Genomic DNA, 19,051 nt, shown 5'->3' on the forward strand with positions numbered 1-19,051 from the left:
ATCTCCTCTGTTCAAAAATCTTACCGTTATTTGTATCATTATTTTACTTTCCAAGAATAGTTCCCCTGTTTCGTTTGATACGACCAACCATCAATTGAAGATGGTTTATTGGTAAGGAGCTCTCCCTCTACTTCTAGACGTTGCAAAACTTCTTGAAGTTCTTCTGTTTTAAAGCGGATGTAAAAATCCACAAATTTTGTTTGGTTTGTTTCGATGTTTTTCTTTGTTTGAAAATGACCAATTGGGAAACTGACTTGATCATTCTCATCAATTGTTTGAGAAATGATTTCAGCTCCATTCACTCGATCATATCCTGCAAAATCAATTTCCACATGATCCGCTTGGCTCATTTCGTCTGTCATCTTAAGCTGAAGATGAAGAACATGGTGTTCAGAGCTAAGACCATGCAGCACCCATTTCGTGCGATCCACGACCTTTCTCAGCTCATCTTTACGTATACGGTTTTCCAGCATCTGATGAAGTACTGTTTTCCAAGCTGACATTTCATCAGAAGGCACATGGTAGAAATAAGTTTGTTCTCCTAAAACCTTCTCAACATCTTCTTTATGCTTAGTATCGCCAAAGAAGACGGCATCCACTTGCTGTTTTCTTATTTGTTTAAATAATTCTCCATATTGAGAATAGATATGGTGCGGATTTTCCTCATAATGGGCTTCATGCACAAAAGCAGCATAATAAGTTGATTCCGGTTGATCTATTTTAAACAAGTGGCGGTCCTGGTCCCGGTCCTCTGTGACCATCAGTTTCAACCGGTCATTTTGTAATTGAATGCTGGATAGCCATTGTTGTTTTATATCCGTCTTCTTTGTAAATGTTTGAATTCCTGTTTTTTTATACCAATTAATGTGGCGGACTGGATTCTTTTTTGCATCACCAGCATAGGTGATCTCCATAAAAATGCTGCCATCGTCCTTGATCAATTCTTCTAAATAGAGAGCACCTGTATGAGGAACAAAGCTTTGAACTCTGCGTAAAGCTCCCTGCCAATTGTATTCTTCTCTCTTCACTAATTGCTGCTCTTCATTATATTGATCAATCATACAGATTGGGGAAGAAGGCAGTTCATATCTCGTCACCTGAATGGCCGATGTATCTGCCGGAATAACTGCTTCATTGATGGATTGAGGGACTTCACCCGCAATAAACTCCGAATAATACCTTTTACTTCCGCTCTCTGGCAGAATATAATGTTCAAATACATTCAGGATGTCAATTTGAGGATGAAAGGTCTCCTCCAAGCGGCGAATACGTTCCTTCACATTTACATCGAAATTCAAAGTTAACATCGCAGTACGTTTATGTTTCTCAGCCAATGGCTCTATTCTTGCTTTTAAAGACTTCGTTAAGCCGTCTTCCTCATTTGGTACGTCACCTACAATAAAGTAGTAGTCCATGTCAGGAATTTCAACTAAAGTCATCGTTTCATTTTGTTCAGGTTGATCCAATATATCTTCAACTTTTTTCTTCATCCAATTTTGAAACAAAGGAAGCTCTCCTTAAAAATCATGATAACTTGCTCATTGTATTTTACATGAAAAAGCACTTCTCACCAAAAGATAAGAAGTACTTTTTTTCGATCTATTAAAGTCCCGCAATTTCTTCTTTAATTTGAGTTGTCGAGATACCTTCTGTTCTCTTCAAGTAAACGACTTCGCAATGCTCTTTCAAGAAATCGAATTTACCTTCCCAGTCATCTCCCATGACAAAGACATCAATGTCATGCTCTTGTACATCGCGGACTTTTTGATCCCAGCTGTTTTCTGGAATGACTTCGTCTACATAACGAATGGTTTCTAAAATCAGCTTTCGATGCTCGTAGCTGTGATAAGCCTTTTTGGATTTTTGTAAATTAAATTCATCTGTCGAGATGGCAACCACTAAGTAATCTCCAAGCTGCTTTGCACGCTCTAGCAACTTAATGTGCCCCCAGTGTAATAAATCAAATGTACCGTAAGTAATAACTTTCTTCATTGCAAACATAAACTCCTTTCTTCATTCCTTATTCGACTGCTTCAAGCAGTAATGTTTATCCGTAATCCTATTATCTTCGATCGTGTTTTTCGCTCTTCGGAACCTCATTATATCACAGCGCCTAACAAACGTTAAGCAGATGTAAAGACAAACTATTTCCAATTTAATGGGCACGGAACGGAAAGTCCGAAAAATCAATGTTTTATGAAGCACCTTCCATATGAAGTTATTAAAATGTCACGAAATTTAAAGGATTGTAAAGTTATTGTTAATATTTCATGGAGCAACTGTGATAAAATGATGAGTAGGCGAAGAATGAATTTACAATGAACGTTTCATAGATAACAAAATGAAAAAGGAGGTCTGAACAATGCAAACAGAAGTGGTCTCTAACCTTTCTTATGTAAATGGTGACTTAGATGAATTTATTAGCTATATCAACCAGCATCATATTTCCCAGAGAAGAGGCGCCATGATTGCGACAGTGAACCCAGAGATCGGCTATGCTGTCATGAAGGATGATGCATATCATCAAGTGGTTTCTTCCGCGGATTATGTACTGCCGGATGGTGTAGGCGTTGTGTTGATGTCACGCATGACGCAAAGTCCATTGAAATCAAGAATTGCAGGTTTTGATGTGTTCATGTCTATGCTCGATCTCGCAAACAAGCAATCTAAAAGTATTTTTTTATATGGTGCGAAAAAAGAAGTGCTTGAGGCTGTCAAACAGCGAATTGATACGGAATATCCGAATGTGGTGATTGCAGGCAGCTGTGATGGTTATCAAGCGGATAAACGGTTTGTGGCAAAACAAATTGCTCGTTCAAAAGCAGATATGGTGTTTGTTGCTTTAGGTTATCCAAACCAAGAGAACTTTATTTATGAATACCGTCATTTGTTCCCGCAAGCTGTTTGCATCGGTTTAGGCGGAAGCTTTGATGTATTTAGCGGAACGGTGAAGCGTGCACCACGCTGGATGATTAAAACAAATACGGAATGGCTGTACAGACTCATTGTCAATCCGTGGAGATGGAAACGAATGCTGAATATCCCAAAGTACGCTTTTGCCGTATTAAAAGAAAACAAAGGGAAAAAGCGCTACTATCCTGAGCAAGTAAAAGATCAGACGAAGCAGCTGTGAGAGACTGATACATGATGAATATACGCTCAATGATCATCTCATGCTATGCAGCCTTTGTTTCTTTTGCTGGATGGCTCATGAGCGGCGTGAAACCTCGTGACAATCAGGTGACGCTGCTTGTTTCATTCCAAGAGAATGCAGCTGCTCTCATCGATACTTATCAAAAACGGGCGAATATGACAATGAAGCTCACTGTCCTCTATACGAAGCATGCTTCCGTGATAGAAAAGGACGTGCCTCATGTGTCATTTCGCTATTTTCATGAAAAAAATCCCATCCATCTCATTCAATGTATCTATACGATGCTAAAAAGCAAAGTCGTCGTCACAGATAATTATTTTCTGATGACAAGTGTGCTAAGAAATAGACCTTCTACCTCTTGTATTCAAGTGTGGCACGCCAATGGTGCTTTGAAAAAGTTCGGTCTTGAAGATGCTTCAAATCATCACCGTAGTTCTCGTGATCTGCAGCGTTTCAAGCGGGTCTATGCGTCTTTCGATTATATCGTTACTGGCTCAGATCACATGCGCGAGATTTTCAAAACTTCATTTGGCGTCAACGACGATCGTTTTTTGCCAACAGGTGTCCCCTTCACAGATGCGTACTATGATGAGCGCCCTATTTCCTTTCAGACGGATATTTTTCCAAAAGGCAAAAAAGTGCTGCTGTATGCGCCGACCTACCGGGACTTTGCAATGGACGGTCTTGTCTTACCTTTTTCTAAAGAACAATTGCAGAGTGAGCTGAATGGCGACTATATTCTGCTCGTCAAGCTTCATCCTGCGGTGAAACATTTAGCCAAAGCAGAAACAGATGGTGAGTGGATCTTTGATGTGTCCGATCAGCCGCTCTTTCCATTGCTCTCTGTATGCGATGTCCTGATTACAGATTATTCGTCCATTGTGTTTGAATATGCGCTGCTCCAAAAGCCTGTTTTGTTCTTCACTTACGATCTAGAGACTTATCGCACAAAACGCGGCTTAGTCGAACGTTATGAAGACATCATTCCAGGAAAGGCTTGCGTCACTCAAGATATGCTCTTAACGGAGCTTAAGCAGCTAAACGAATCAGCCAATCAAGACTTATTGAAAACCTTTGCTGAGGAATGGAATCAATATTCAAAAGGGAAATCAAGTCAGCAGCTTCTTTCCTTTATTGAACATCAGCTCTTACACAAAAAACGTCCGGCTTCTCATTAAGAAGCACGGACGTTTTTTTTATTTGTTATACACGGGGATATCATAATACAGCGTATAGTTATCAAGTAAGTTATACAAACTATACATACGAGTGACCTGTTTAGAAGCCCAGCCAATATCTGTTGCATATTGGTGAGTGGCTGTCGCAGACCAGCGCATTTTGTAAATGGTATCTTGTTTGTATGTGGCATTATTGATGTAGCTGTTGCCAATGAATTTTGCCCCGCCAATAATGGCTGCCTCAGGCGTGAACCATTGCTGTTCATACGCATACTTTGCACCGAGGTAATTCGGGTTACTGTCATATGCACCAATGCCATACATGTTGTACACGATTCTATCATTAAACTTCGTACCGTTCGCTAAAATGGAACTGCCGTTGCCTGTTTCAAGCAATGCATGTGAAATGAGATAGATTTCGTTAATATGATACGTTTTCGCTGCTGTGATAAAGGCTTGTCCTTTTCCGGCAAGAATGCCTTTCCCTGCTAAAATCTTCGTATTCACTTCAGTCGGATTGAGATTTGCAGCTTCAGAGAGTTTGAGAAATTGAAAATAAGATTGAGTGCCCTCCGCGATATTCGCTGGGTCTACATATTTTAATACTTCTGCTGAACTCGCATTTCTCCAGCCGAGGCTGATCTTGATCCAGTTGCCTTCTTTTCCAAGCTGCTTCACTTTTGTCCCTTTGTTCAGCTGTGCGACGATGTTGCTAGCCGAACTTGAATCAGGTGTAGAACGTACATTTAGCCCGTCTGTATTCACTGTAGACGTCGCTGGGTCTACATATGTCGCATAGACGTAGGCTGCACCATCTGTCTGCGGCGACACCTTCATTTGTTTGTTTACCATCTCATTGACTGTGAGGTTATAATTCGTCTGCATCACCATTGGACCATTTTTGATTTTTGTCGCAGTGGCTGTCCAGCCGTATTGGCTTTTCACAAAAGCAATAGCCGCATTCGCATTTGGTAACCCTGTAAACTGCTGTGTGATGTTGATTTTATATGCCGGTTTTGTCGTTGTTGTATAAGCAGCTGGTTCATTTCGTTTTTTGAAGAATGTCATGCCTTGGTCTCTTAAGGCAGCAGTCGAAATGACCCCTGTTTTGATCTGATATTGACCATAATCAGTTGCTCCCGTTTTTTGAGCGGCTGCTTTCATTTTTTGTTTGGTTAAATAACTTAAGGCTTGATTCAGCTTTGTCTGATTCACAGTTGCCTCTGTCGTAATACGGTATTGCTTAACAGCTTCTGTTAATGTTTTTGTACTGCTGGCAACTCCATTTTTTTTCATGATCTCTTGTGCCTGCTTCACTTTGCTTTGATCATATACAGGAGCTGTCATTAGGCTGTATGCTTTACTGACGGCTTGTCCCTTGCCTGTTGTGATGTTGCTTGTCACCTTTTGTGCTTTTAAGTATGCAGCACCTTTATTTACTTTTGTTTGATCTGTTGCTTGATTCACAACAAGTCGATACGTGCTGTCAGACGCTTTGCCTGTTTTTTTCGTTGTGGCGGATACTTTTTTCTTTTGGAAAAATGCCGTTGCTTTTTTCGCTTGATCATCGCCCAAAAGATTCCCAGTCACTACTTGATATGGCTGTGTAGAGGAGATCTTTTTAGACGTATAGCGCCATTTCTTTTTCTTGAAAAAGGCAACTGTTTTTGCGTAAGTTGTGTCATTTAATTGATTAAGCTTTACGATATAATTTTTCGTTTTTCCTACTCGCTGCACAGTCCCTGACACACCAGCTTGTTTTTTGATCTGAGCCGCCGCTGAGGCTGCTTGCTTATTGTCTTTGAAATAGCCTGATTCCATGCTATATACATTTTTAACAGCTCCAGCCTTCTGAATCTTTCCGCTGATTTTCGCTTCTTTTTGCAGCTGGGTCAGAAGGGTTTGCGCTTTAGACTGATTCGTTTGTGCAGCAGATGTGACGATGTAATACGGTTTGCCTGCTGCTACCGTTTGGAGTACTGCTTTTAAACCAGATTCCTTTTGAAAACCTTGCAGGATGGTATTTGCCTTACTCTGTCCGACAATATTGCCTGAGATCAGCTGATACACGGTGCCAGCTTTGTTTTCGGTTTGATATGTACTAGTGACTCCGGCCTGTTTTTGTAGTTCGGTTTGAATATTTTTGACTTTCGTTTCAGAATCAATGACTCCTGATATGACCTGATATAATGGTCTGCTTTGATTGATAGCTTCATACGTGCTATTGAGTCCTGATGTTTTCGTCAGCTCGAGCGTCAGTTTTTTCGCCTGACTTTCATCGTTGATTGGATCAGATACGATTTTCTGTAAAGGAAGGCGGTCACCTACTGGAGACACCGTACCGCTCATGCCTAACTCTTTTTTTAATGCAGCGGCACTTGCACTCGCTGCTGCTTGTGAGTCATATCCTGAGGCAGTCAGTTGATAAGTCGATGTATTTCCTGAGGTTTGATAAGTGGCTGTCCACTTCTTATCCTTTTTCAACGTGTCAACCGCTTTTTTCACTTCTGCTTCTGTTGTAAATACTTTTGAGGTGTTAATCGTATAAATGGATTGATCGACATAGGAGGCTGCTTGCACTTCTTTGCCCGTGTGTAATGTCATACCAAAGGCAGCTGCGAGTAACATAATCTTGATGGTTTTTTTCACGGTCCCTGTCCCTCTCTTAACTTTGCATAATAGTCTACTAATCTCTTTATCGACAAAAATAAGTCTCTTTCAAGTCCTTTATGCAATAGAAAAATAGAGGACTCCCGAAGTCCTCTCAGAATTGACAAAGGGGTAAAATGAACTTTATTTTACCCCTTTGTCTTCTTTTCAGCGTGATAGAAAACCTTTGCAGCCCTAGGAAGGACGAGTACTGGCGCGGAGCGAATTTGACATTCGTGAGCACCGGCACGCAGGACTGACACCGAATGCGAGGGTTTGTCTACACGCTGAGAGGACTCCCTCGAAGTCCTCTTTATCTTTATATATGTGACACAATCAGTTCACAAGATCCTTCAATGGTGAAGTTCCCTGTTTCAGCCGGCAGGATAAAATGGGCTCCTTTTGGCAGCGGATATGTATGTCCATTATGCTCTAAGGACCCTTCCCCATTAATAACGCTGCACAGCAAAAACGGATAATCTTGCGATAGCTCTACTTTTTGATCAATTTCCCATTTATACACAGAAAAATATTCTGCTTCTACAAATGTTCTAATGGTCACCCCTGGACGAGTTTCTACTGATTCATCTGCATAACCGTCTACATGAGGAACCGTGGTAACATCAATGGCCTGCGTGAAGTGAAGTTCACGTTCATGGCCATTTTGGTCTTTTCGTTCATAATCATACACCCGATAGGTCGTATCTGAACTTTGCTGCGTTTCAAGAACCAGTGTGCCTTCACATAGCGCATGAATGGTACCGCTTGGCACATAATAAAAATCGCCCGGCTTAATTTTCACTCGCCGCAAAAGGCCTTCCCAATCTCCGCTGTTCATCATGGTCACAAGCTCAGTTCTCGTCCTTGCATTATGACCATAGATCATTTCTGCGCCTTCTTTGCAGTCAATGATATACCAGCACTCTGTTTTCCCAAGCTCGCCATTTTCATGTCTTTCCGCATAATCATCATCTGGATGAACTTGAACGGATAAGTCTTGGTTTGCATCTAAAATTTTGGTTAAGAGCGGGAAGCGATCGCCTTCTATTCCCCCAAACAATTCTCTGTGATTGTTCCATAGTTCGATCAGCGTTTTCCCTTTATATGGACCGTCTTGCACGACACTTGGTCCGTTTGGATGAGCAGAAATTGCCCAGCATTCTCCCGTTTGATCAGAAGGAATATCATAGCCAAATTGATCCCTTAAGGCTGTACCTCCCCATATTCTCTCCTTCAATTCAGGCAGTAAAAAAATTGGTGACTGCTTCATTCAGGATGACTCCTCCCTTTGCTACCCTTTGATAATCCTTGCCTAGCATGATGAAAACTAGCAAGTCTCAACTTTTATTATGACGCTATCTAAAGAGAAGTCAATCCTTTCAGTACACTGAATGAAAACGATAACAAGAAAATCAATTCACCCTTTGACAGAGCCTGCAAGAAGCCCTTTCACAAAGTATTTTCCGAGTAGAATATAGACAAAAAGTGTCGGCAGCGCAGCCAAGATGGCACCTGCCATTTGAACATTCCATTGCACAATTTGACTGCCTGATAAATTTTGCAGTGCAACCATGACCGGCTGATTCTCTGCCGTGGTCATAGTAACCGCAAATAGAAACTCATTCCACACATTTGTGAACTGCCAAATGGCAACCACGACAAACCCTGTGATGGAAAGCGGCAGAATCATATGTCTGAAGATCCCGATAAACCCAGCTCCATCCATCTTCGCTGATTCAATCATTTCATCAGGAATGCTCACATAAAAATTGCGGAACATGAGTGTTGTGATTGGCAGGCCATATACGACATGGACAAGCACAAGTCCCGGAATGGAGTTATACAAGCCGATTTCACGTAAAAATTGAATAAGTGGAATGAGGATACTTTGGTATGGAATAAACATACCGAACAACATGAAGGTAAACACCACTTCTGATCCTTTAAAGCGCCATTTAGACAGCACATAGCCATTCATCGCACCTAATACAGCTGACAATAAGGTAGCAGGAATGACTAGATAAAGAGAATTCATTAAATTGGGTGATAACTTTTCAAAAGCGATTTTGTAGCTTGAGAAATCAAGTGTAGATGGAAGCGCCCACATTCGCTCAAGGGTAACTTCACCTAATGGCTTTAAGCTTGTGACGAGCATGACATAAACAGGCATGAGAAAAAACAAACTGCACAGTATTAATAAAGCATAAAGAACTGGACGGACAAACCCTCTTGCGATCATGATGAAGCCCCCTTCCGGCTAGACAGGAGATACGGCACGATAAAGACCGCAACAGAAATCAACATGACGATCGCAATGGCGGCACCACCTGCATAATGGTTTCCTCTAAAGGTCATTTCAAACATATAAACACCTGGCACATCGGTGACAAAGTTTGCACCTGGTCCTGTCATCGAGTAAATCAAATCGAAGATCTTTAAAGAAATATGTGCCATGATAATGACGACGCTTGCTGTGATTGGTTTTAACAGCGGAAAAATGATTTTCCAGTAGATTTGCCACTCGGTTGCGCCATCCATTCTAGCAGCCTCTCTCACTTCCTCTGGAATGCCTCTAAGACCAGCCAAATACATCGCAAGTGAGAACCCTGTCATCTGCCACACAGCAGCGATGACAACTGCAATCATTGCTGCCGGTACACCAAACTCAATTTTTCCCCAGACAAATCCAGCTAAAATGTTCGTATCCGTGTACCACTTGGGCTGGATGCCGAGTGTTTTTAAAAACAGATTCACCCCAGTAGATGGATTTAGGATCCATTGCCACACAACACCTGTGACAACAAAGGAAAGGGCCATCGGAAAGAAAAAGATATTCCGAAAAAGTGATTCTCCCTTGATCTTCTGGTCTAGTAAAATGGCCAGTACAAGCCCAGAAGCAATGACTGCTCCAATAAAGAATAAAGTAAAAAAGACCGTGTTTCGAAGATCTGACTGAAAGCGAAAATCTTGAAACAGCATGACATAATTTTTCATACCTGCGAAAGAAAAATCAGGAACAAGCGAGGTCCAGTTCGATAATGAAACATATCCTGTCCACCCAATAAAGCCGTAAACAAAAATGAATAATAAAACAGCTGACGGTGCTAAAAATAGCAGGGCAAGCAGCTGGTCTCCATTCCATTTTTTCCGAACACGTTTCACTTTTGCTGCTGGTGTTTTTGTGATCGGCGATGTGTCCATGCGCATGAAGCTACACTCCTTTTTTAAAAAAGAGGCGGTGCCTAACGGCCGCCTCTTTCATCTTTATTTCATTGAATCTTTTAAAGAAGAAACGAACTGACTGCTGTCTTTTTGTGTCACGAAAATATTGACGGCTTGGTTCGCCTTCGTGACAAAACCTTCTTCAGCAGCTGAGCCATGCGCAAGAGACGGTGCCAGCTTTGACTCTTTAAACGCCTTCATTGCCGATTTTCCGTATTCATCATATTTTGATACGTCTGCATCCACACGTGCCGGTATTGACCCTTTCAACGGATTAAACGCATCCTGTCCTTCCACAGATCCTAAGACAGATAAGAATTTTTTCACGTTTTCTGGCTGTTTGACACCCTTTGGCAGTCCGAATGTATCCGTGATGACCATAAAGCTGCCCTCCGTACCAGGAGTAGCCACGTATCCAAAGTCTTTATTCACCTTCAAATCTAGATCATTTACAAAGTATCCTTTTGCCCAATCGCCCATGACATTCATTGCAGCTTCCCCTTTTGCCACGAGCTGTGAGGCATCCTGCCAGTTACGCGAGCTATGATCGTCGTTGACGTATTCGAGCATACGTCCAAAGATGTCTGCCGCTTCCTTCACTTTTGCATCATCCATTTTTAAGTCGCCCGCCCAAAGTTTTTGATAGTCATCTGCACCTAGTACACCTAGAAGAACGCTCTCAAACAAATGAGTCGCCGCCCAAGGTTCTTTATCCCCAAGCGCAAGTGGAGTAATCCCTTTTTTCTTTAAGGCATCGGCTGTTTTGAAAAATTCATCAAACGTCGTTGGCGGTTCTAAGCCCTGATCTTCAAATACTTTTTTGTTATACCAAAGCACATTACCTCTATGAATATTTACTGGAACGGAATAGATTTTCCCGTCTTTACTCACAAGGTCAATCAGTGATTCTGGAAATTTATCCTTCCAGCCTTCTTTCTCATAAAGGTCATCCAGCGGCTCCATTTTACCTGCGGCTACCCAGCTCTCATTCAGCTCTGCTCCCCCGTGTACTTGGAAAGTAGCTGGCGGATCATCTCCTTGCATCCGGCTTGTTAGAACAGCCTTTGCATTCGTACCAGCGCCACCAGCGACAGCTGCATTTTCAATGGGAATGTCTTTATTTTTCTCTTCAAACAATTGAATGAGTGCCTTCAGTCCGTCTTCCTCACCTGCACCAGTCCACCAAGAGAAAATTTCTAGTTTCTCCGCTCCGCCCTCTTTTTTTGCATCTGAGTTCGTCGATGAACTGCAAGCAGAGACGACCAGCATACAGAGTGCCAATAAAGTAAAGCCTAATTTAAACTTCATCATGGATCCCCCATCCCTATTTTGTAAGCGTTATCAAAATAAGTATACTGGCAGATCCTTGCCTTTTTTCAGGCAAACTTCTTCACTTTTTTATGAAATTCTTCATTTTTTTACGACCTGTTTTCGATATTCCTTCGGTGAACAGCCAACCATTTTTTTAAACACACGACTGACGTAATTCGGATCAGTATATCCTGCTTGATAGGTGATTTCTTTTAAACTAAGCGAACTCTCTTTCAGTAGCTTCTTCATTTTATCCATCCTACAGGTCGTCACATATTCTTTAAACGTCAGACCTGTCTCATCCTTAAAGCGTTTGGTGAAATACGTCGGGCTTAAATCAACATAGGCGGCCGTTTGCTCCAGCGTGATATGTTCGCAAAAATGTGTTTGAATGTATCGTTTCGCCCGTTCTATATCATTCACCGTCTGGGTTCTTGCTTCATACAGATCAAATAAATGTTCACAGCATTGGCGGCATTCTGTTTCTGTGGTGATAGCTAGAATCGGCACATCTGCACGAAGTCGTGATTTGAGTAAAATGAGCAGCTCTTTCACATGAGAAATGGTTGCCCCTTCTAATTGGAAGGCATCATAGTAAGCAAGAGCATCATCTCTTCTCCCTTCTTCTAGTGCCAGCATCATGTCATCGGCAAGCTCAGGCAAGTTGATCAATACGTAAGATTGTCTATCTGTATAGTAAAAGCCATAACGAACCGCACCGTCATCTTTTTTTCGCTGATAATAGGAAAGCTTCGCTTCTGCCGCACTTTTCTGAAGTTGAAGTGGATTTGAGACAGGATGACCCATGCCAACAATGACAGGAGAATGCTGCTCGCTTGTCATGGTAGCGCGAATGGCTTGCAGTACATTCGCCTTTAGATGACCAGGTGATTGATGGCTGTAAATCAAGCATGTAAACAGCTCACCGCTCACTTTGATAGGCACTGTTTGAAAAAGAGCAGACTCCTGCAAATGATTCAGGAGTTGATCCCCGCCTGTCCGCTGAACAGCGATCACTAGACCTGCTTGAAAATCCTGAAACAGCCGCTCAAACGCTGTGGAGGAATAAGATTGACCGTTCAACACATGAGCTTCCAGCCATTTTGACTGCTGATTGACTTTCTCCGCCTGCCGCAGGGAGACCTCCTGCTGAATTTCTGCCGCAACAGAACGAATCGCTGTAATGGTTTCGTCTTTATCAGCTGGTTTGACAAGGTATTGTTTGACCCCTTCCTGCATGGCTTGCTTGGCATAATCAAACGTATCGTAGGCTGTCAGCATAATAAATTTAGTATGAAGACAGCTTGCCTTGATCTGTTTGATCGCTGTGAGTCCATCCATGCCTGGCATCTGAATATCCATGAGCACAAGGTCAATTGACTTAGACCGCGCCAATTCCACCGCCTTTTTTCCATTCGCAGCTTCCCCTGCAATATGACAGTCTGGCAGCCATTCGGTCATGAACTTACGCATCGCCATTCGTTCAATTTTTTCATCATCCACAATCAGCACGTTCAGCATGCTCGTTCCTCCTTGATTGGTATTGTCAATTGAATGGTGGTCCCTTCGTTTGGCTTTGAATCAATTTGAAGGGCATCCTGCACTCCGTAAAACAAACGCAGCCTCGACATCACATTTCGAAGACCAATTCCTGTCGAGTGACCTTTACTACGTGTGTCTGGATGATCTTCTTCCTCTTGCGATAGCAATCTCTTTTTCTCTTGATCACTGATGCCAAGTCCATTATCCCGAATCCGAATCATGACAAAGCCATCATCTCGATCAATAGAGAGCTCTACAAGCCCCCCCTCCTCTTTTGGTTCTACCCCATGAATAAAGGCATTTTCGACAAGCGGCTGCAATGTAAGGCTCGGAATGTGAACAGATAGACACGACTCATCTATGGTCGTTTTGCATGTAATACGATCGGAAAATCTTGTTTCTTGTATATGAAAATATTCTTTTACCACTTTCACTTCTTGTTCTAACGTAACAGATGCGCTGAGAGGAGATAGCGAATACCGCATCAGCGTAGAAACGGATTGTATCAATCTCGATGTCGCATCAGCTGATTCTAAGTACGCCATACGTGAAACGATGTTTAATGTATTAAATAAAAAATGTGGATTCATTTGGTTTTGTAGTGTTTTCAGCTTCATGTCTTTAATTTTCTGATCTAAAGCGGCCTTTTGTTTCATCTCTTCAATCATGACCTTCATCTCTCGCCGCATTCGCTCAAAGGCATGATTTAACACAGAGATTTCGTCCTTTGATGACACATGCAAATTCGGACCGTCAAAATTTCCTTCTGATACTTCTTTGGCACTTCGAGACAGATGAACGATCGGTCTTGAAATTCCACCCGCAATGATATAGGCCATCCATAAAGCGATGCCTATCGATAATGTAAACAGACATAGAGTAAAAAGCGCATACGTTTGATGTCTTTTTTGAAGGGATTGGTAGAGTACTTGATACTCAGATAATTCATCATCCAAAAGAGTCATTGTCTGCTCTTGGATATAAGAGGACACGGTTCTTACTTCTTTCACACTTGCAGCATATTCTTTGATTTTCCCTTCTTTGACATGATTCATTGTCGCATCACTTTCGTTTATGAGCGTCCGCATCATATATCGATATTTTTCAATGGAGGGGATGGCGGCATGAAGCCCTGCATCTTTGAGTAATGTTTGATCATATGATGTCATTTTCTGTTTTGATTCAGCATACCCCTTGGCAAACGCCTGATCCTTTTCGATGGCAAAGGCGTTGACCTTTTCATACATCGTTTTTGCTTCTGTCGAAATATCATTCAGCAGGAGAAAGGAACGAAAGCTCTTGCTATATTCTGATGTGATTTTTGAACTGCTCCAATACACAAAAAAAGCGGCCACATTACCAAGGAGCACAAGAATTAAAAATGCCAATAATAATTTACTTCGTATTTTTCTCATGGCTGAACCCCCTGTGGTCTTTCCGTTTGATGAAGGGGCAGGTCTCCTCGCCGAATCACACTCGTCCCTGTGTACTGAAGCGGTTCTTGTTTATCCCCTTGCTGCAAACGAACAAGAGATTCAACCGCTTGATAGCCCATTTCATAAGGGTGCTGTACAACCACTGCATCAATTTTCCCATCATCCAGCGCTTGAATCGTATCAGGCAGAGTATCAAATGCGAGCACATAAACATCTTTAGATGAATGATATTGCTCTGTTGCTTGAATAATGCCGACACCGTCTAATGCGCTTGTTCCATAAAATGCGGTGAGCTGCGTATGATCATTTAACAATTTATACGCAGCACCGGAAGCACCTGATTTCGTAATCGCCGACTCTTCTATTCCAGCAATATGAATGCGTTTCTCACCAGAGACGGCATCTCGAAACCCCTTCACGCGAAGCTTCTGGTGAATCGCATCAAGCCGTCCCGTCACAATGCCCACATACTGTTCGCCTTTTGTATCGGCGATGAGTGCCTGTCCGGCGATAAAGCCAGAATAATAGTTATCTGTTCCGACATACACTTGACGCTTGCTCCCCTCTGCATCGGTATCGACTGTGACGACATCTATACCTTTCTCTCTTGCTTTTTGAAAGAGCGGTTTGTATCTCTTTGCATCGAGCCCTTGCGTCATAATGCCATCCACATGACCAGCAATCGCCATATCAATGGTTTTCAGGTGATCATCCAAATCAGCCTGCTTTGGACCTAGGTATTCAAGATACACCCGATGAACTTCCGCCGCATCAGCAGCTCCCTTTTGCACCAATTGCCAATATTCATTATCAAGTTCCTCTGGTACAAGAACAAAGTGATATTGATAAGTTGATACCGCCTCATCGGAAGCGCTTTCAATTTTAACTAAATCTTGACCTAATATAGATAAAAAAAGAACAGATACGACACAAAATGTGAGAAATGTGCCCACTCCGAACAACTTCGACCATTTCATTCACATTCTCCTCCTTCCATTGTTTCCGCATAAAAAAAGAGCTGCTTATAAAAGCATACTCTCTCGACCTCTATAATTCCTTTGTCATAAATAAACTGTTCGGATCTTCTTGGTATGAACCAAAAGGCGGACAATATTGAAATCCAAAGCTTTCATATAATTTTCTTGCCGGTTCAAAGAAAGCAATCGCACCTGTTTCAAGGCTCACTCTTTTATACCCCCGCCGCTTCGCCTCTTGGAGAAGGTGGGTCAACAGATACTTCGCCACGCCTTTTCGCATATGGGCTGCTGCCGTCCTCATCGATTTGAGTTCACCATGTTCACTTGATAGCTCCTTGATGGCTCCGCAGCCAAGAAGCACCTCTCCATCCCTTGCACTCCATACTGTGACATCATGTTTTTTCAGATCGTCTAACGGAAGGGCATGAATGCTTTCTGGCGGTGAATGTGTTTTCATCTCTTCTAAATGAGCTTTAATCAATTGTTCAATTTGACCATCTTTTAGTTCATCTTCTTGAATGTACATATCGACCTCTCCTTTATGATCATTTTACGTGAAAAGAAGCGCCTTCCCATCTTTTATGTTAGATAAACGAACAAACAACCGGCAGTCATCAGCCGGTTGTTTATGTGAACTACATGATGGTGGAAGAAAGTACAGCCTGTAATTCTTCTGCTGTACTGCTTTCAAGCTGGCTGCCGACACCTACTGCCACGGCTCCTGCTTCAAGCCACTTTGGCACATCGACTGGATGAATGCCTCCTGTTGGGATGAACTCAATCTCTGGAAACGGACCTTGCAAATTTTTCATATAGGACAAACCGAAGGAGCCGCTCGGAAAAAGCTTTAACACGCTGTATCCATTTGCTTTTGCCTGCATAATTTCACTCGGGGTCAAAACACCTGGCACGTAGAGTGTATCGTGAAAAGATAGGTGCTCTCCGATGACAGGAAGGTATCCAGGGCTGACGATAAATTGAGAGCCGGCTTCAATGGCTGATTGTGCCTGCTCAAGTGTTGTAATCGTTCCGGCTCCGACAATCAAGTCGTCGTCATGCTGGTAAGATGCAATGATTCGCTCTGCATTGGGCGTGGTATATGTCACTTCGATGGCCCGCACCCCTTTTTTCTTTAAACGACCAATCATCTCTATCCCGTCTGCTTCACTACCTGCTCTGACCACCGCAATGAGTTTACAAGCTGCGAGCTTCTCTTTAACGCTCATACTTGCTGACCTTCCCATACCTCTCATCTCCCTTCATATCGTGTCGCCTTTGATATCGTTTGGATTCTTTTATAAATGCCTGAAGCTCTTTCCGAGTCGGCAGGCCCTCGTGATCTCCTGGGGACATGACTGCAAGTGCTCCAATGGCATTGCCTCTTGCAACCGATTTTTCATATGATAATCCGTCCAGCAGACCGCTCATCACTCCCACTGCAAATCCATCACCAGCTCCGACTGTATCCACGACATGAGACACATGGAAACCATCCACTACACCTTGGCCGGATGCACTTTTGAAATAGGCTCCTTCCGCTCCCAGTTTAATGACCACAAGCTTGACACCTTTTTGTAAATAAATATCCGCAATCGCTTCCGGCTCATGACATCCTGTGAGTCTTTGACCTTCTGCAAGCCCTGGGAAAAACCAATCTACTTGAGCAGCCATCTGGTTTACCGTATGAATCATGTCTTCTTCCTCTTCCCATAATTGAAGTCTAAGGTTCGGGTCAAAAGAAATGGTTTTTCCTGCTTCTTTCATTTCTTTAAGGGCATGAAAAGAAAACGCTCTCATTTCACTAGACACAGCAGGCGGGATTCCGGTCATATGAAGATGTCCTGCCTGATGAAAATAAGTGGACGGGAAATCGCTTGCGTTCAATGTGCTCGCAGCAGAGCCTTTTCGGTAGTACGTCACATCAGGGTCTCCATCGATGACTTTCGATTTAAGCAATATCCCTGTTTTGGCCCCATCATTTGAACGGAGTACTGCCTTCGTATCGACCCCTTCTTTTTGAAGCTCTTCTAAAATAAATGTACCAAGTGAGTCTGCCCCGACCTTGCTCATCCAGCCTACGCTAAAGCCTAATCTTGCCAAGCCGACCGCAACATTACTCTCTGCACCAGCAAGTGCTTTTTGAAACGTATGCACTTGGTGAAGCTCGCCAATTTCTTTTGCATAAAACATCGCCATTGATTCCCCAAATGTGATCACATCCAATGCTTTCACTGATTTCTCCCCTTTCTTGGTACCGGTTTTAAAACAGTTGAAAAAGAGAGAGCATGCACGTATGTATACTCTTCTCTGCCTGACGTTTATAAAGATTTTCTCACAATGATTTCTCCATCAAGTTGAATGGTCTGGGGTGCACTCTTATCCCCTTCAAGACGCGTCTTGATTTTTTGCATCGCCGCTTTCCCCATCTCATGAGATGGCTGCGCCACCGTAGTGATGCCTGGCCCGATCAGCTTATACCATTCTGTATCATCAAATCCGGCAATGCCTATCTCCTCAGGAATCTTCACCCCAAGATCGACGAGTTCACTGATGAGCTTCAGCATGAGTAATCCATTGCCTGCTAAAATCGCTTTTTTCTGATGGTTTGATTGTAAAAAACGACAAATCTCATCTCGCATTTGTTCCTTTTGCTTCAAATTGATTTCTGCAATCATAGGTGTCTTATGTTGACTCATGGCCGTCTGTTCATAGGCTTCTTTTCGTTCTTCACGTGGACTAATCCCATCGACCGGCTCAGTAAAGAAAGCGATATGTTCGTAGCCTTTTTCATACATTTGGTGAAGTAGACGAGCCGTGATGTCACGGTTATTCGTTGTGACGGTATCGACCTTGAGTTCAGGTAACTTACGGTCAACAAGAACAATCGGTACACCGTTTTGCTTAAAGTCTTGCAAAATGTCATTGTTTTGACCGGTCGTATTAATGATCAGCCCTTCAATATAATGCGCATTCAGCTTCAGAAGCATTTCTCGTTCTTTTTCTGGACGATTATCTGTGTTGCACACCATAATGCTGTATCCATATTCATCACAAATCTCTTCCACACCACGAAGTGTCGCAACAGAGAAAGGATTCGTAATATCAGCCACAATAAAACCAATGACCTTGCTCTTTCTTACTTTCAATCCTTGGGCAAGCTGACTCGGACGGTAATGGAGCTCCTCAATGGCTTTTTTAATCTTTTTTACCTTTTCAGGAGAAATTTCATTTGTTCTGCCATTGATGTATCTGGATACCGTTGATTTTGAGACACCTGCATATGCTGCAACTTCGTTAATGGTGACTTTCGTTTGCTTTTTCTCTTTCATACAAAAAACTCCCAAGATCGATCTTCTCATTTGTTTCGAAACCGATTTCAAATAAACTTAAAAAAAGCATACCACAAGTTGAACTGTATCAGAAGATTTTTTTCATGAACATGAAGAAAAAAAGCTTTTATATAATTAAAGAAAGCGATTTCAAATTAACGGTTGACGCCGCTCTCTTTTTCCTCTAGAATTTTCCTTGAAACCGATACCAAATAAAACAATCATATGTTTCAGATGGAAAGGGAGGCTTATC

16 protein-coding genes are annotated in these 19,051 nt (G+C 42.4%); 2 read left to right on the forward strand and 14 right to left on the reverse strand.

Annotated features, from left to right (window positions below; genetic code table 11):
* Positions 1–38: 38 nt before the first annotated feature.
* Positions 39–1,505 (reverse strand): alpha-glucosyltransferase N-terminal domain-containing protein, encoded by a 1,467-nt coding sequence (locus NSQ70_RS16400; protein WP_256688758.1) that lies wholly within the window; start codon positions 1,503–1,505, stop codon positions 39–41.
* A 97-nt stretch (positions 1,506–1,602) separates the two neighbouring features.
* The gene (tagD, locus tag NSQ70_RS16405; RefSeq protein ID WP_008343212.1) at positions 1,603–1,992 is read right to left on the reverse strand and encodes a glycerol-3-phosphate cytidylyltransferase; all 390 of its coding nucleotides are present in this window, start codon (positions 1,990–1,992) and stop codon (positions 1,603–1,605) included.
* Positions 1,993–2,362: 370 nt separating this feature from the next.
* On the opposite strand from tagD, the gene NSQ70_RS16410 reads away from it, so the two are divergent.
* Positions 2,363–3,133, forward strand: a complete 771-nt coding sequence (locus tag NSQ70_RS16410) for a WecB/TagA/CpsF family glycosyltransferase (RefSeq protein ID WP_024719265.1) — start codon at positions 2,363–2,365, stop codon at positions 3,131–3,133.
* A gap of 11 nt (positions 3,134–3,144) precedes the next feature.
* Positions 3,145–4,332 carry a CDP-glycerol glycerophosphotransferase family protein gene (locus NSQ70_RS16415; RefSeq protein ID WP_178897380.1) on the forward strand — a complete coding sequence of 396 codons (1,188 nt, stop codon included), beginning with the start codon at positions 3,145–3,147 and terminating at the stop codon, positions 4,330–4,332.
* An 18-nt stretch (positions 4,333–4,350) separates the two neighbouring features.
* Here NSQ70_RS16415 and NSQ70_RS16420 read toward each other — a convergent pair whose 3' ends face one another.
* From NSQ70_RS16420 to NSQ70_RS16475, 12 genes are all read right to left on the reverse strand, one after another.
* Positions 4,351–6,981, reverse strand: a complete 2,631-nt coding sequence (locus NSQ70_RS16420; protein ID WP_327871957.1) for an N-acetylglucosaminidase — start codon at positions 6,979–6,981, stop codon at positions 4,351–4,353.
* A 319-nt stretch (positions 6,982–7,300) separates the two neighbouring features.
* Positions 7,301–8,251 carry a mannose-6-phosphate isomerase, class I gene (manA, locus tag NSQ70_RS16425; protein ID WP_041507862.1) on the reverse strand — a complete coding sequence of 317 codons (951 nt, stop codon included), beginning with the start codon at positions 8,249–8,251 and terminating at the stop codon, positions 7,301–7,303.
* Between the two features lie 147 nt (positions 8,252–8,398).
* On the reverse strand, positions 8,399–9,220 hold the full coding sequence (locus tag NSQ70_RS16430) for a carbohydrate ABC transporter permease (protein WP_072367384.1): 822 nt from the start codon (positions 9,218–9,220) through the stop codon (positions 8,399–8,401).
* Positions 9,217–10,188 (reverse strand): sugar ABC transporter permease, encoded by a 972-nt coding sequence (locus tag NSQ70_RS16435; RefSeq protein ID WP_342502281.1) that lies wholly within the window; start codon positions 10,186–10,188, stop codon positions 9,217–9,219. Before NSQ70_RS16435 ends, NSQ70_RS16430 begins: the two co-directional genes overlap by 4 nt.
* Positions 10,189–10,245: 57 nt before the next feature.
* Positions 10,246–11,514: an ABC transporter substrate-binding protein gene (locus NSQ70_RS16440; RefSeq protein WP_035389707.1), complete on the reverse strand. Its 1,269-nt coding sequence runs from the start codon at positions 11,512–11,514 to the stop codon at positions 10,246–10,248.
* Positions 11,515–11,613: 99 nt separating this feature from the next.
* Positions 11,614–13,035: a response regulator gene (locus tag NSQ70_RS16445; protein WP_342502282.1), complete on the reverse strand. Its 1,422-nt coding sequence runs from the start codon at positions 13,033–13,035 to the stop codon at positions 11,614–11,616.
* Positions 13,029–14,471 (reverse strand): sensor histidine kinase, encoded by a 1,443-nt coding sequence (locus NSQ70_RS16450; protein ID WP_342501636.1) that lies wholly within the window; start codon positions 14,469–14,471, stop codon positions 13,029–13,031. Before NSQ70_RS16450 ends, NSQ70_RS16445 begins: the two co-directional genes overlap by 7 nt.
* A complete protein-coding gene (locus NSQ70_RS16455) occupies positions 14,468–15,469 on the reverse strand; it encodes a sugar-binding protein (protein ID WP_342502283.1) in 1,002 nt (333 codons plus the stop codon). The genes NSQ70_RS16450 and NSQ70_RS16455 overlap by 4 nt, the downstream gene beginning before the upstream one ends.
* Before the next feature lie 70 nt (positions 15,470–15,539).
* Positions 15,540–15,995, reverse strand: coding sequence for a GNAT family N-acetyltransferase (locus tag NSQ70_RS16460; RefSeq protein WP_327861864.1), 456 nt, complete (start codon positions 15,993–15,995; stop codon positions 15,540–15,542).
* A 109-nt stretch (positions 15,996–16,104) separates the two neighbouring features.
* Complete coding sequence (locus NSQ70_RS16465; RefSeq protein ID WP_327871960.1) at positions 16,105–16,713, reverse strand: bifunctional 4-hydroxy-2-oxoglutarate aldolase/2-dehydro-3-deoxy-phosphogluconate aldolase; 609 nt, start codon at positions 16,711–16,713, stop codon at positions 16,105–16,107.
* Positions 16,685–17,701: a sugar kinase gene (locus NSQ70_RS16470; RefSeq protein ID WP_327871961.1), complete on the reverse strand. Its 1,017-nt coding sequence runs from the start codon at positions 17,699–17,701 to the stop codon at positions 16,685–16,687. Before NSQ70_RS16470 ends, NSQ70_RS16465 begins: the two co-directional genes overlap by 29 nt.
* 86 nt (positions 17,702–17,787) lie before the next feature.
* Positions 17,788–18,798 (reverse strand): LacI family DNA-binding transcriptional regulator, encoded by a 1,011-nt coding sequence (locus NSQ70_RS16475; RefSeq protein WP_024719275.1) that lies wholly within the window; start codon positions 18,796–18,798, stop codon positions 17,788–17,790.
* Positions 18,799–19,051 lie beyond the last annotated feature (253 nt).

It is taken from the genome of Bacillus sp. FSL R5-0397, assembly GCF_038593395.1.
GTDB classification, from domain to species: domain Bacteria; phylum Bacillota; class Bacilli; order Bacillales; family Bacillaceae; genus Bacillus; species Bacillus altitudinis.